The sequence below is a fragment of the Paenibacillus sp. EC2-1 genome (assembly GCF_049311625.1).
Classification (GTDB): domain Bacteria; phylum Bacillota; class Bacilli; order Paenibacillales; family Paenibacillaceae; genus Paenibacillus_AQ.
Window position 1 is genome coordinate 4339410 of sequence record NZ_CP186006.1, and the last position, 14679, is coordinate 4354088.

16 protein-coding genes are annotated in these 14679 nt (G+C 44.3%); 7 read left to right on the top strand and 9 right to left on the bottom strand.

From position 1 onward, the window contains the following. Positions 1-133 precede the first annotated feature (133 nt). Positions 134-1144 carry a lipoate--protein ligase gene (locus tag ACK8P5_RS20220; protein ID WP_422658046.1) on the top strand — a complete coding sequence of 337 codons (1011 nt, stop codon included), beginning with the start codon at positions 134-136 and terminating at the stop codon, positions 1142-1144. A gap of 77 nt (positions 1145-1221) precedes the next feature. On the opposite strand, the gene ACK8P5_RS20225 is transcribed toward ACK8P5_RS20220, so the two are convergent. Next, a complete protein-coding gene (locus ACK8P5_RS20225; protein ID WP_422658047.1) occupies positions 1222-1935 on the bottom strand; it encodes a metal-dependent hydrolase in 714 nt (237 codons plus the stop codon). Between the two features lie 250 nt (positions 1936-2185). On the opposite strand from ACK8P5_RS20225, the gene ACK8P5_RS20230 reads away from it, so the two are divergent. Then, entirely contained in the window at positions 2186-3088 is a 903-nt protein-coding gene (locus tag ACK8P5_RS20230; RefSeq protein WP_422658048.1) for a DMT family transporter, read from the top strand. Between the two features lie 58 nt (positions 3089-3146). Then, the gene (locus ACK8P5_RS20235; protein ID WP_422658049.1) at positions 3147-3953 is read left to right on the top strand and encodes a Cof-type HAD-IIB family hydrolase; all 807 of its coding nucleotides are present in this window, start codon (positions 3147-3149) and stop codon (positions 3951-3953) included. 120 nt (positions 3954-4073) lie between these two features. Here ACK8P5_RS20235 and ACK8P5_RS20240 read toward each other — a convergent pair whose 3' ends face one another. From ACK8P5_RS20240 to ACK8P5_RS20255, 4 genes are all read right to left on the bottom strand, one after another. Continuing rightward, positions 4074-4847, bottom strand: coding sequence for an MBL fold metallo-hydrolase (locus ACK8P5_RS20240; RefSeq protein ID WP_422658050.1), 774 nt, complete (start codon positions 4845-4847; stop codon positions 4074-4076). 123 nt (positions 4848-4970) lie between these two features. Continuing rightward, positions 4971-5201: a hypothetical protein gene (locus ACK8P5_RS20245; protein ID WP_422658051.1), complete on the bottom strand. Its 231-nt coding sequence runs from the start codon at positions 5199-5201 to the stop codon at positions 4971-4973. Next, positions 5198-6229: a TIR domain-containing protein gene (locus tag ACK8P5_RS20250; protein ID WP_422661529.1), complete on the bottom strand. Its 1032-nt coding sequence runs from the start codon at positions 6227-6229 to the stop codon at positions 5198-5200. Before ACK8P5_RS20250 ends, ACK8P5_RS20245 begins: the two co-directional genes overlap by 4 nt. Positions 6230-6343: 114 nt before the next feature. Beyond that, positions 6344-7612 carry a serpin family protein gene (locus tag ACK8P5_RS20255; RefSeq protein ID WP_422658052.1) on the bottom strand — a complete coding sequence of 423 codons (1269 nt, stop codon included), beginning with the start codon at positions 7610-7612 and terminating at the stop codon, positions 6344-6346. A 225-nt stretch (positions 7613-7837) separates the two neighbouring features. Between ACK8P5_RS20255 and ACK8P5_RS20260 the strand changes: the two genes are divergently transcribed. The 4 genes from ACK8P5_RS20260 to ACK8P5_RS20275 all read left to right on the top strand — a co-directional run bounded on the left by ACK8P5_RS20260 (position 7838) and on the right by ACK8P5_RS20275 (position 10529). Then, a complete protein-coding gene (locus ACK8P5_RS20260) occupies positions 7838-8425 on the top strand; it encodes a GNAT family N-acetyltransferase (protein WP_422658053.1) in 588 nt (195 codons plus the stop codon). A gap of 161 nt (positions 8426-8586) precedes the next feature. Beyond that, positions 8587-8949, top strand: coding sequence for a GntR family transcriptional regulator (locus tag ACK8P5_RS20265; RefSeq protein ID WP_422658054.1), 363 nt, complete (start codon positions 8587-8589; stop codon positions 8947-8949). A gap of 6 nt (positions 8950-8955) precedes the next feature. Continuing rightward, positions 8956-9849: an ABC transporter ATP-binding protein gene (locus tag ACK8P5_RS20270; RefSeq protein WP_422658055.1), complete on the top strand. Its 894-nt coding sequence runs from the start codon at positions 8956-8958 to the stop codon at positions 9847-9849. Beyond that, positions 9849-10529, top strand: coding sequence for a hypothetical protein (locus ACK8P5_RS20275; protein WP_422658056.1), 681 nt, complete (start codon positions 9849-9851; stop codon positions 10527-10529). Before ACK8P5_RS20270 ends, ACK8P5_RS20275 begins: the two co-directional genes overlap by 1 nt. A 178-nt stretch (positions 10530-10707) precedes the next feature. Here the strand turns inward: ACK8P5_RS20275 and ACK8P5_RS20280 are convergent, their stop codons facing one another. From ACK8P5_RS20280 to ACK8P5_RS20295, 4 genes are all read right to left on the bottom strand, one after another. Further along, positions 10708-11145: a MarR family winged helix-turn-helix transcriptional regulator gene (locus ACK8P5_RS20280; protein ID WP_422658057.1), complete on the bottom strand. Its 438-nt coding sequence runs from the start codon at positions 11143-11145 to the stop codon at positions 10708-10710. Positions 11146-11293: 148 nt separating this feature from the next. Continuing rightward, positions 11294-12331, bottom strand: a complete 1038-nt coding sequence (locus ACK8P5_RS20285) for an NADH:flavin oxidoreductase/NADH oxidase (protein WP_422658058.1) — start codon at positions 12329-12331, stop codon at positions 11294-11296. A 195-nt stretch (positions 12332-12526) separates the two neighbouring features. Then, a complete protein-coding gene (locus tag ACK8P5_RS20290) occupies positions 12527-13591 on the bottom strand; it encodes a sulfate ABC transporter substrate-binding protein (RefSeq protein WP_422658059.1) in 1065 nt (354 codons plus the stop codon). 23 nt (positions 13592-13614) lie between these two features. Next, on the bottom strand, positions 13615-14679 hold the full coding sequence (locus ACK8P5_RS20295; protein ID WP_422658060.1) for a sulfate/molybdate ABC transporter ATP-binding protein: 1065 nt from the start codon (positions 14677-14679) through the stop codon (positions 13615-13617).

Consider the following 14679-nt stretch of genomic DNA (forward strand, 5'->3'; position numbering starts at 1 on the left):
TTAAGCGTTACCGTTCTCCAACATAGCATTTATCACTCATCGCTCACAGAACCTTTGCTCTAGAGTCAAACATTGGTTTACAATAGATTTAAATGTATTACATTAGACAAGAAACCACACGGAGGCGTACATAATGCTGTTTATTGATAACCAGGGAATACATGATCCAGCCATAAATCTGGCCATTGAGGAATACGCATTGAAACATTTACCGATGGACGATAGCTACCTGCTCTTCTACATCAATCAACCATCGATTATTATAGGCAAACATCAGAACACAATTGAAGAGATTAACCAAGAATATGTGCGTGATAACAACATCCAAGTTGTACGACGTTTATCAGGCGGCGGTGCCGTATATCATGACCTAGGAAACCTAAACTTCAGTTTTATTACCAAGGACGATGGGCAGTCCTTTCACAATTTCTTGAAATTCACACAACCTGTCATCGACTTCCTGCAAAAAATGGGCGTACCTGCTGAGCTCAGCGGCCGAAATGACCTTCAAGTTGGGGAGAAAAAGATTTCCGGCAATGCACAATTCTCTACACGAGGACGAATGTTCAGCCACGGAACACTGATGTTTGATCTCGATCTGGATCATGTACAAGCTTCGCTGAATGCGAATCCAGAGAAGTTTAAATCAAAGAGTACAAAATCAGTCCGCAGTCGTGTAGCCAATATCAAGGAACTTCTCGGAGCTGACGGAAGCGAGATGACCATTGAACAGTTCCGCGCTGAGCTGCTGCGTTCGATCTTCGGTATGGAACCTCATCAGGTTCCTCAATATGTACTAGAGGAGAAAGACTGGGAGATCATTCACCAAATCTCCAAGGAGCGTTACCAGAACTGGGATTGGAATTATGGCCTATCGCCAGAGAGCAATGTGAAGCATGCAAAGAAATTTCCTGTGGGTATCATAGACATCCGAATGAACATAAAGGATGGGCATATCCAGGAGATCAAAATTTATGGTGACTTCTTCGGTGTTGGCGATGTAGCGGATATCGAGAATGCACTTCGCGGCAAACGTTACGAGGAGAGTGAAGTTAGAAATCTTCTTACTTCCATTAATATAAAGCATTACTTCGGTAATCTTGAATTGGATGATCTCATCGGTTTGATCTTCCTGGAAGAATAACCACTGGATCATCAGAAAAGCCTTGCTCAGAGGGAATGACTCATTCCCTTTGAGCGAGGCTTTCTCATTAATTTCGATTATTTAGAAGCTATGAATACATACCAGAGAAGAACTAGTGTAAGCACGATGCACACATTCTCCACCATATTTCCCCATTTACTTCCGGTGCTCATCAGTTTAAATTTCACTCTGAATTTCAGTGGAGGCAACAGCCGTATTCCACGATTCGTTAGCATATCAGCTGCTAAGTGAAGAGCATAGGATAAACCTCCTGCAACCCATATACTCTCGCCCCAGGCCGAGCCTTCCGTCCCGAAATACAACAACAGCGTCCATCCAGCAACAGCGTATAATGAGTGTGTCAACCCGCGATGGGATACCAGTGTGGAGATCATTAATACACAACCAGCAATGATATTCCACGGGCTAAATGAATGTCCGAATTGAAGGAGACCAAGGCCAATCATAAACATCACAATATGACGGAGTGTCCGCCCTGGCAAAAAGGATACAACAGCAATTAATCCAGCCAAGGCCAAGTTCCACGGCGCATATTCCTGTCCGTAGAAATAGATAAAAATAGCTACCGCAACTAGTGTTAGTTGAAGTACACGTAAGAGGCCTGTTGGAATCGCTGTTCTTACCAATATGGAGTTCGGCTCATCAATATCCGGTAGAAGCGAACTAACGACGGCAACCGCTGCTGCCGGAAGTGTGATAGGAATTCCGGTCAGCCCCATGACCGACAGTGTGACGCCGGTACTAATAACCAAATGGGCTCTTCCCATCATGATAATAACTTCCTTTCATTCTCTTGGTGTCCTAGAAGGGAATGTACGTTCGGTATTTTAGTATAACAAAATTCTCCTCTTTATGTCTACCCTTTCCACTAAATAAGCAATTCATCGATAAGATGGAAGTTCCTTACTATATAGGACTCCATTAGTATTGTCGCTTCTCTCATAATGGGATACAATTTGTTCACTTGTAATTTCACCGAAGAATTTACATATTTTTATTGTCTCGAAAGGATGAACAACGTTGAACCGCTCTCGTCTTGCTGATCTCAGCCTACTCCTTGTTGCCATGATGTGGGGCTGTACCTTTTTGATTGTGCAACATGCTGTTCGAGTACTTCCACCGATGGCCTTTAACAGCGTCCGATTTATAGGTGCAGGACTCCTACTAGCCTTCATCACGACTATATTCTATCGGCGTCAGTGGCGATTGATCACACGAAAAATGCTGCTGCATAGCTGTCTGCTTGGTCTTTTTTTGTTTATAGGCTATGCTTTTCAGACCGTTGGGTTGCTGTATACAACGACTTCGAACACAGGCTTTATTACAGGTCTATCCGTGGTCATCGTTCCCTTCCTGTCTTATTTCTTACTTAAACACTCCATATCCCGATTCACTTGGCTGAGCGCTCTGCTTGCAGCTGCTGGCCTGTATTTACTTACCTTTGCAGGATCAGAGATGAGCTGGAACATAGGAGATATTCTAGTCCTAATCTGCGCCATTGGATTTGCTCTTCATATCGGTTACACCGGTCTTTATGCTTCTAAATACCCTTCACTTCCATTAGCAGCACTACAGATGACAGTGGTCGGTATTCTTAGCTTGATCGCATCACTCATCATGGAGGATGCGGGAAATCCTGCTACCTTAATGGATAAATTAGTCCAGCCGGAAGTCTTGATCGCCCTTCTGGTGTCCATCGGTCCTACAAGTGCATTCGCCTTCTGGATTCAGACCGTTTGTCAGAAATATACTACACCTTCTAGGGTAGCTATTATATATGCAACAGAACCCGTTTTTGCAGCTTTAACTGGTATTCTATTTGCTGGAGAAGTACTGGGCTTAGCCGGCGGTTTAGGATGTGTGCTTATTTTGGGAGGTATGCTTATGGCCGAATTGAAATCCGCGCCACATCAGGTACAATAGAAGCATAATAAAGATAGATAAAGTAGATATAATAGATAGGACAAAAGGAGAGAAATTCATGACTACCTACAAACTGATTGCGATTGACATCGATGACACACTAATCAACGATGATAAAGAGGTAACGCCCGGCGTACAGCAAGCACTCGAACAAGCTGTCGCTAAAGATGTTGTTGTTACACTAGCAACAGGTCGTGCTTATACATCCGCTCAAGCGATTGCCCGCCAGACTGGACTTAATGTACCCATTATTACTTATCAAGGTGCCCTCATTAAAAACTTGCTCGACGAGAAGGTTCTATACGAGCGCTATGTTCCTATTGATGGTGCGAAGAAACTGTATGCGTTCTGCATGGAACATAATCTACATCTTCAAACTTATGTCGGCGATAAAATCTACGCCCAGGAAGAGAATCAAAAGCTGATCGATTATTGTGCACTCAACCGCGCTCCATATTATATCGAGCCTGATTTTATGAAATTGATTGAACAGCCTACACCTAAAATGCTCATGATCGATGATCCTGCATATCTCGATGAACTGATCCCGGTATTCCAAGAGATGCTTGGCGATCAGATGCATATTACAAAGTCCAAACCGCATTTCCTGGAGTTCATGCATAAAGAAGGGACAAAGGGCCATGCATTGACATTCCTTGCGAATCACTTCGGCTGTACTCTGGAGGAAACCATTGCGATTGGGGACTCTTGGAACGACCATGAAATGCTTGAGTGTGCAGGACTTGGAATCGCCATGGGTAATGCCATTGAGCCACTCAAAAAGATCGCAGACTACGTCACGCTTGGCAATAATGAAGATGGCGTTAAACATGCTCTTGAGAAATTTGTGTTGAATGCAGAATAACAACTTATATGCATAAAAAATAACCCGATCCTAAACTTAAATGTTTAGGATCGGGTTATTTTTCGCCATACTTTTTAATGATAATTAACGTATCATAGCTGTCCCTGTTCACCAATCAATCTAATGCCCTAGTTTCACATTCATACCCGAAACAGCCAACTCGGTTTGAAGAGGAAGGTCTAGGTCCTTAGTGACATCCACATCATGTGACATATGGGTATAGATCGTACGCTGCGGTTTCACTTCCATCAGTAACTCTGCCGCCTCCTTCATGTCATATACAGAACGAGTAGAGAATTCTGCAGTCTCATGAACAAAACTCGTGCCAAGCACGAGTAGATCAAGACCGTGAAGGGGCTTCTTCTCAGCTTCGTTTAGAGCAATTGAATCTGAATTATATACCCACGCATAACCGTTCTTCTCCAGACGATAGGCATATGAATAGCCATTCTTTCCATGATTGACCTTCCAGCAGGTAATACTCCAGCCACAGAGTGTAATACCGGAATCGGTTTCGATCATCTCCATATGGCCAGATAACCAAGGATACTGCCGCTGTATCTGCTCCAGCACTTCGCGTGGTGCATACAGATTGCCTTTACATCCGAGCCATCTATTAGCGTCAGCCCATTCCGGCAAGCCGCCAATATGATCGAAATGCGCATGGGTAATTAGCATATGCTGAACTTGCCGCATCCCGTGCTCCTCCATCATATGACGCCAGTCGGGGCCACAGTCGATCACGAATAAATCCTGTCCATCCTTCACCATCGCCGAGGAACGCAGACGCCTATTCTTCCCTGTAGTACGTGCCTCGCTGCATACATCACAATCACAATATACTCGCGGAACCCCCATGGCATCTCCTGTGCCTAAAAAAGTTAAAGTATCCATGCTGTTCTCTAGTCTCCTTATCCCAAGTGAAGCGGTATATCTCCAAAAAAACCGCCCGGCAACCTGCCAAGCGGCTATCTTTCATTATATATTACGCCGGATATCCGGCTCCTTAATAACCAATTAAGCGAATGATGGCTTCTTGTCATCAACGACACCGCTAATGACTTTCACATACTTCTTGTCCGTACCTTCCACGGAAGGTCCGATATAAATACTTGGTTTCGTCTGACGCTTTACAGAACGCTCACGCGGCTTCAAAGCCCCCGCCATCGGAATACTTCCTCGAACCACCCAATGACCGTTCTGGGATCCAGCATTACCAATATTCTTTCTTTTCTCATTCCTGCTCATATTGAATCCCCTCCAACTAAGTGTCTGATGGTACGAAGCAGTTCACGATTATGCTCAACAACCTCACTAAGCTCTTCATCTAACAGGATTTGATGTCCCGTAAAATGAACCGATAACACATGGTTTACACCTAAAGGATAGCAGAACACATACACCTGTGCAACTTCCTCTTCATGATAAAATGCCCATCTTCCACTGTTATAGACGTCTATCACGTAAATTGATTGCTGCGTGCCACCATTGCTCTCATTTCCTTGAAATGGAAAGAAACGTCCTCTTCCTACATTACCCCCAATCTGAGCGATTCCATCATTCCCAGATTTCTTCCAAAATGCGGCCCCCGTTACCCGAAAGTCTCCTCGTGTAGGTGGTAGCAACGAGTTACGCACAGCTTCGCTTAAAGCATGGTATTTCTCAGACTGATCTGTAACGTTCACATTACGATTATATTCCCAGAAAAAGTGAAGTACACTCTGCTTACGCTTCAGTTCTGCTTCCTTCTGCTCTATGATTTCCGCAGGATTATCATAAAATAATTCCGTTTCAATAGCGTTCATAATATGCCCGCAAGCGACATCGACCGCTGACTTATAGTCCTCATCCGTACGAAGCTCATATTCCAAAAGTGTAAGTCCTTGAAGATCTGACAAAAGATGATAGTCCTTTATCGTCACATCCTGAATCTGTTGATCGTCAGGCTCCACATGATCGGGGACGATACAGAACACCCTTCGCCTTCCCAGTCTTCCCCAGAACAGGCCCATCTCGAATAATGTATTATCCCTCGTAACAAATACATGCTTCCCACGGATTAAAGCCACGTCGTCGGGCGAAAATACGAACACACCAAAATCGCTATGTTCAAGTTGTCGCTCCAGCGCTTCCATCGTATAGCTGTTCGCTCCAAATGTTCCGCCATACCAAGGTGTTACCTGAACTGTTCTCTTCAGCTGTTCGTGAATAGCACGAGCATACTTGATGGCTTCTCTAGATGATCCAATGAATAAATTCGGCTTCGTAATGGATATAGGCACATCATATACTCCCCTTGTTGTTCAATTTACAAATTATTAGAGGTTATTATTCGACCATTATAACAAAGTTACCTAATTTATGGGAAACATTTGATCATGTATTATATGCTACGGATTCATAATCGACCCCATGAATAGAAACGCTCCAGTATCCCGATCTTCAATCGCGAAGAAAAACGGACGATCCACCGTCATCACAACAGGCTTTGTAGGCTCTGGCGCACCAGTCGGCATTGCAATCGATGTTACCGCAGCCGCTTCTGTGCCCTCCTCATTTACATCCACTACCACTTTATGCCCGATACTTCGGATATATAATGGGGTTTCAGCCATGGCGCTGAAATCAGCCTTTTCCTGAAGAAAAGCATTCTTCATCCCGGCATTCTTCAAGATATCGATCAATTTCTCCGACAATTTATCGGATAGCTCGGCTTTGAATCTAGGTAGCTCCAGCTTGATCGTTTCGAACTCATAGTCGCTCCTCCATACGGAAGGGTCCTGCCACAGTTGTTTATGAAGCTCCTCTAGGGACGAATCCTTGCTTGGAACCACGACCAGCATATGCATTCGTCCATCCCCATAAGGAAGACGTACCGCTTGCCACTTATCGCTTTCCTTGTATCCAAATCCCTGTTCCTGTTTCATCATAGGAACCTTCTTCACCGTGCCATCTGCTAACGTAAAATCTTTATCTTCTGTTAATTGGGGGTTGAATTCATCCATCCACCCTCCGTTGAAATAAACGGCATTGATGAGAATCGCCTTTGCATCCTGTGGTTTACTGTATACTTCCTTAATCATGCCATTGGTCTTCTCGCTCACCCAGTTATTCATGATATTTATAGATTCCTGCTGACCTAGATCTGTCGCTTTAACCTCTGCTCCATATCCATCTTTGACCGTATTCAGATAAGATTCTTTCATGACAAAATCATTCTGAATCCACACAGAGTTAGCAATATTAAGCGTGACCCCACCTCCGTGCTCTAAAATGGACCGAAGCTGACTGTTCGCTGCATTCACCTGTTTAAGCCCCATGTCATTCCATCCAAGCACCGTTTGCATCTGCTGTGCCGTTTCCCCTGCACTTCCGTTATAAGCCAAGGCCAGTCCCGTAGATAAACTGTAAGGAGATATAAGAACATTCTCTCCCGTCTCCAGCTTAGATAATGCTTGGTGAATACGAAGACCAAATGCATTCTCTGCTTCTACAATTTTGGGGTCGAGCTTACCAAGAATCGCTTTCCTCTCCTTCGGATCTAGTGCTTGCTCATCTGTCTTCTTTTGTTCTTGCTGTTTATCCGTTAATCCATGACTTCCACAGGCCGTAGCAACGAGTGTCAAACCCAAGACAACGATCATCCACTTCTTATTCATGAAATTACTTCTCCTCTCCTACTCACACCATAATCTGTAATTATAGCTATCTTATTGATAAACGTTATACGTTTTAAGGAAGTTGCCTCTTACCTGAAATTCTTTCCACTAGATATAAATTTCTTCATACTTAGCACCTCTTTAAAGGGATGCTCCATCCGAATGAAGAAGTTAAGAAACAATCATATTTATCATTTGATTATATAAGGGGCGTTTTCAAACATCATGAAACAACTAATGTTAAACGGGAATCGGATATCTTTGCGGACACGTACGGTGGATGATTTCCCCATACTCTATGATCTGATTTACGGATGCGAGCAGCCGGAATGGAAAAAGTATGATGCTCCTTACTTCCCATTGGAGTCCAGAACATACGCTCAATTCGTAGAACGCTGGGGAGCGGACCTCCATTCTGATGATCTGCCGGATGATCTGCTTATTGAGGCTGATGGACAGATTATCGGAATGGTTACTTATTACTGGGAGAATCAAGCTACCCGATGGCTGGAAGCTGGAATCGTCATCTATTCCCCCGACTATTGGAGTGGTGGTTACGGTACCGAAGCTCTCTCCTTATGGGTAGGTTTTCTGTTCCAGAATCTCACCATCGCAAGAGTTGGTATCACCACCTGGTCAGGTAATCCAAGAATGATTCGCTGTGCAGAGAAGGTCGGTATGCAGCTTGAAGGCCGTATGCGGAAGTGTCGTTATTACGAAGGCGTCTACTACGATTCGATCCGAATGGGAATGACCAGAGAAGAGTGGGAAGCTCAAGGAGTAGTCACGCCATGCTTCTCTCCAACGAGCTAAATCTTTATTCTTTATACCTCAGACTTACACAAGGAACCTTATTTCAGTTTTCAACTGGAATAAGGTTTTTACCTATTTATCCAAAATTATATTGACACCTTTTTCTAGAGGTTGTATGGTTAGTTACATGAGTAGTTAACCAATTTGGTGGTGATGCAGAAATGGCTTTTATTATGGACGACAGCCGACCCATATTTATTCAAATCGCAGAACGTATTGAAGATGACATTATAGAAGGGCTACTGGCTGAGGAGTCTCAGGTTCTTTCAACGAACCAATTTGCGGCCTTCTACAAGATCAATCCAGCTACTGCGGCCAAAGGGGTCAATATGCTTGTTGATGAGGGAATCTTGTACAAGAAACGAGGGATTGGAATGTTTGTCGCAGAGGGTGCTCGAATGAAGGTAATGGATAAACGCAAGGAACGATTCTACGAAGAATATGTTGTAGCGATGGTTCGCGAAGCGGAGAAGCTCGGTATCACGACCGAACAACTAACGGAAATGATCCGAAAGAGGGGGTAGTGTGAAATGAGTACTGTTATTGAATTGAATCAGCTAACGAAATCGTATGGAGATGTTACGGCGGTCAATAACGTGAGCTTTTCTATAGAGGCGGAGAAGATTTATGGATTACTCGGCCGGAACGGGGCCGGCAAGACAACGATTATGCATATGATTACAGCTCAGATTTTCGCTACAAACGGGGAACTTAAGGTGTTTGGAGAAGATCCATACGAGAATAATCGGGTCCTCAGTCAGATCTGTTTCGTCAAAGAGAGCCAGAAATATCCTGATGTGTATCGTATTCACGACGTCCTCCTGACTTCTGCCGCAATATTCCCAAATTGGGATCATGAGTATGCTCTCTCCCTCGCAGAGGACTTCCGACTTCCACTCAAACGTAGAATGAAGAAATTATCTAGAGGTATGCTCTCATCTGTCGGCATCATTGTAGGACTTGCAAGCCGTGCGCCCCTGACGATATTTGATGAGCCTTATCTGGGACTTGATGCGGTCTCTCGTAGTCTTTTTTACGATCGGTTAATTGAGGATTATTCAAGGTATCCACGGACGATCATTCTATCGACACATCTAATTGACGAAGTAAGTCATCTACTGGAACATGTGATGGTCATTGATAATGGATCCTTAATCATCAATGAGGAGGCCGAAAAGCTTCGCGGGCAGGCATTTACCTTAGCGGGTCACAAAGATATCATAGACTCTTTTACCGCAGGCAAAGAAATCATTCATCGTGAATCCTTTGGTAATTTGATATCTACGACCGTCGTTGATCAGTGGGATAGCTCAAAACGTAAGCAAGCTGAAGCTTTGGGGCTTGAACTCACCCCTGTTTCGCTGCAACAGCTAATTATCTATTTAACTAACGGAAAAACCCAGAGAATGGAGGCACGAGTCTAATGAACCGAGTAACAAGTGTATTAAAAATGCACATCAGAGATAAATGGTCTTGGTTTATCATCCCTTCTCTGGTCGTTCTCCCTAGCTTCTTCATTAACCTCATCATCAGCTTCTTTCTAGATGAACCCCTTATAACCGGTGGTCTTGCCTCCATATATATCTACATGCTGGCAGCTGGGATTATCATACTGACTCAGACATTTCCGTTCGCTCTAAGTATGAGTATCAGTAGAAAGGATTTCTTTGTGGGAACCTCCATCATGATTATTCTGACCAATATCGGATTTGCTGCACTCCTATTCCTTCTCGGTCTTACAGAAGGCTGGACGAACGCTTGGGGAAATGATCTTCATTTCTTTCATCTGCCCTACCTTAGCGATGGCCCTCTCATTAATCAATTCTGGATCCCATTTATTATCTTATTGTTCTTTCACTTTCTCGGTTTATTAATCGCAGCTACACACAAGCGTACGGGACGCAATGGTTTATTTATGATCTATGGTATAGGCCTAATCGTCATCACAGTCATTGGTTTTCTTGCAACTTATTTGAACTGGTACCCTACTATCTTTCAATGGATGGTACAGCAAACCGCCGCTAATTATGCTCTTTGGTTGATTCCCTTCATCGTACTGTTCGCAGCTGGATCTTACTTTCTGCTCCGCAGAGCAACCATCTAAACAGCCTATCTCAGATGACACCCTCATTTGAATAATAATCAATACACCTTTTCGACATCGAAGAGGAGCTGCTTCTATAGCCAGCTCCTCTTCCTCAACAAACCGATTTCTCGAATGAGAGCAGGCCATAGCTTCAAGGACAACATTACCGAAGGTTTCCGTACTTTATTTTATAGATTTAAGCTTGCTTCTTCCGTTGAACCATTTGCTCAAGAAGCTCCTCCACCTCTTTTTCTGGAAAAACGGCGGTCAACGTATCTTTAAAGGTTTCTTGTGCACGGATAAGCTTACCCTCACCAATTGGAGTCAGGGAGGTATATATGCTTCTGCGATCTTCATCACACGCTTTTCTTTCTAAAGCTCCGCACCCCTTAGCCTCAAATCGGCTAACCAGTCTGGAGATCGCACTCTGGCTTAATCCAACCATAGATTCGAGTTTCTGCAATTTCAGCTTTTTCTCGGGGGCCTCTGATAAAAATAACAGTAAATAAAATTCATTTATAGATAAGCCATGCTTGGCCTGTAAATTAGCTTCCAATTCATTCGTCACGTTCATTTGTATATGCGTTAACGTCAACCAATTCGTAATAAGATCATTGTTATGTGTATTGTCCATCTTTCGATTCATCTCCCGAGCGTATGGCTATTAAATTCCTTTTTTATAAATATAATAGTACTACACTCTATACCCCTTTGTGAAAAAAAGAGACTGTTTCTCAAAGAAATCAGTCTCTCCATCTATAATAGGCTTTTTCTGTTACATCTTAGCCTTTCAGTCTAGGAAACCCCATTGCATACTGTTTAGGAATACCAGCATCCTTCTGAAGCTGAGTGCCTGCCTCGAGCGTCCAGTATGGATTTCTGAGCATTCCCCGGCCTACTGCAACAAGATCTGCTTCCTCATTACCGATAACAGCATTAGCCAGTACTGGCTCATCTAATCTGCCCACCGCAATAACTGGAACATTCAAGCTGTATTTGATTTCTCTAGCCAAAGGCACTTGATACGCTGCATGTGTTCCCGGCTTTCCAGCTGCTGCGATCGGACCTTCACCCCCTGCACTGATATGGAAAATATCAACTCCCGCTTCCTTATAGGCTTTGCTAAATACCAAGCTTTCTTTAAGACCGTAGCCACCTTCAACATATTCCTTAGCCGAAATACGCATGATCAAAGGCATCCCCTCTGGCATTTCACTCTTAGCTGCGCGAATGACTTCTGATCCAAACAGGGTTAAATCTTCGCCATATTCATCCTTTCTAAGATTCGTCAGTGGCGAATGGAACTGATGAATAAGGTAACCGTGCGCCCCGTGAAGCTCGATGACATCGAATCCCGCTTGAACCGCACGCTTCACGCCCATTCGGAATTTCTCAACCATAGCCTTCACTTCTTCTGTGGTTAGTGCATGTGGCGTTTTGGAGTTAGCATCAAAAGGAACTGCAGATGACGATACCGGGACGACTGCATCTTCCGCTTTACGACCAGCGTGAGCAATCTGAATTCCCACTTTAGCACCATAAGCATGACAGGCGTCTACAATTCTAGCCAGTGCAGGAATCTGCTCATCAGACCAGACACCGAGGTCATAATCCGTAATTCGGCCATCCGGCTCCACATCAGCCATTTCAACAATGATTAGCCCCGCCCCACCAATAGCCCGACTTACATAGTGATTATAATGCCAATCCGTAGCAATTCCGTCTTTATTCGTTACCGAATATTGACACATCGGAGGCATAACAACTCGGTTCTTCAACTTCAAATCCATCAGTTCATAAGGGGTAAATAAGTCCTTCATGGTATCTCTCCTCTTTATAAAAAACTAATATTATTCTGTTCATCAATAAGAATGATTAAGCTTCAAATAATAAATGCATGCTCATGCATGTAATGGTAGTATAGAATATCATCGCTGTCAATCATGAATCATATTGTTTAAAAAAAGAAGCTGCATTATAGTCAGCTCCTCTTCTAAGTTCATTGAACGTATATCTTATAATCCAGCCAAGACCTGGTACCAAATTCCTCGCTTCGAATACAATGTTTCCCGTACATGCTCCCATCCACCAAGGTATTCGATATCAAACAGCCCGGCTGGCACAGGAAATTTCTCTACATTCTGAGCATAAATCGTCTCATCTACCGGGCGAAAACCATGTTTCGTAAAAATCTGCTGCACCTCAGGTGAGCGCAAGTATTGTACAAAAGCATCCGCTACTTCAAGCATCCCATGCTCCTCTGCATACTGATGAACAACAGCCGCAGGATTCTCAATCAGCATCGTATATTTCGGAATAACGATTTCATAGGGTACTCCATGGGCAATTCGGGCAAGCAGTTCATTCTCATACGTAACGATGACATCTCCAACCCCATACTCAAATGCCGCCATCGAAGCGCGTCCGCTTTTATCAAGAGATTCTACATTCTGGTGAATCTGCTCCAGGAAAGCTTTTGCCGCTGCAGGGTCTTTACTCCCTTGCTCTTCAGAACGTTTAAGCCCCGCTCCATAGATCGCATTGATGTCCCACTGTGCCCCTCCCGACGTCTTCGGATTTGGGTACAACACCTTCACACCAGGCTTAATCAGATCGTCGAAATCCTGAATTCCTTTCGGGTTACCTTCCCTTGTACCCAAGACCACAATTGAGCGTGTAACCATTCCACTATAGGGCTGCTCATTCCAATCTTGCTTCACAAGACCAGCTTTCACCAGCTTATTCATATCTCCTTCAAGTGCCAGCAAGGTAACATCTGCCTCAAAACCACCAGCAATTGAACGGGCCTGTGTACCAGAGGCTTCGTATGACTCCTGAAAAGAAATGCGCTCCCCAGTCTGTTGGTACCATTGCTCACGAAAGGCGGGTACAATTTCAGCCATAGCATCACGCGCAACGCTGTATGCACCAATGACCAACGTCCTATCACCGGATTGTGCAGATACGGTCTTTACATCCGTTTGCCCCTCCACACAGCCTCCCAGAACTGGGAGAAGCATAAGCAGCAAGCTCATCATGATAGGGTGGTAAACACGTCCCCTTATGTTCCGTTTCCTCATCTTCTCCCCCCCTCTCGTTCCACCTAAATCATGATTGGCATCGGATCTACCTTCAGCCTATTCTCCTCAATCCAGCTATCCGAATCATGATACAAGTAAGCACGATGTACAAGCACACGCACCTCTTGTCCAGGCTTTAAGGTCTCCTTCTCCAGTGAGCGATAAGTCATGAGTTTATGTCCATTTACTTCTACCTCGATCAGCCATTCACTACCTCGAAAATGCAAATGCCTCACGATCCCCTGCTCTGTTGCAGATAGAATCGGAAAATCATGCTCATTGCCAATTTCTATATATTCCGGACGAATTAACGCGCGAGCCTGCAGTCCATTCCCAGTTGCATCAAAGCCTTTCAGGGCAGATGCGTTCTCTACGATCGTAGATTCACCGATAAAGCTGGCAACAAACGGTGTTGCCGGCTCCTTGTAAATATCCCACGGTGTCCCTTTCTGCTCCACGCGTCCTTGATTAATGATCATAATCTCATCAGCGACTTCAATCGCCTCATCCTGATCATGAGTCACGAAAATGGAAGTGATGCCAACCCGTTCAATGAGTTCTCGCAGCCATGAGCGAAGCTCCTGACGGATTTTCGCATCAATAGCAGCAAAAGGCTCATCAAGTAATAATAGCTGGGGCTCCGGTGCCAGCGCGCGGGCAAAGGCTACACGCTGTCGCTGACCACCAGACAACTGATGGGGATAACGGCGTTCAAATCCGCTAAGACCAGTCAACTCCACCAATTCCATCACTTTTTCCTGAATTTTAGACTTGGAGGCCTTCTTGACCTTCAAACCAAATGCTATATTATCGAACACTGTCATATGCTTGAATAGAGCATAATTCTGAAATACAAAACCAATACCGCGTTCCTGAGGTGGAATATCATTCACGACCTGACCATGAAAAGAGATTTGACCAGCATCTGGGGTCTCAAGTCCTGCCAGCATCCGCAGGATGGAAGTTTTCCCACCGCCGCTGGGTCCAAGAAGTCCGATTAAATGACCCTTCTCAATATCGAAGCTAACGTCTTTTACAGCATGAAAAGCACCGAAATGTTTATTCAGATCACGGACTTGTAGATGCAT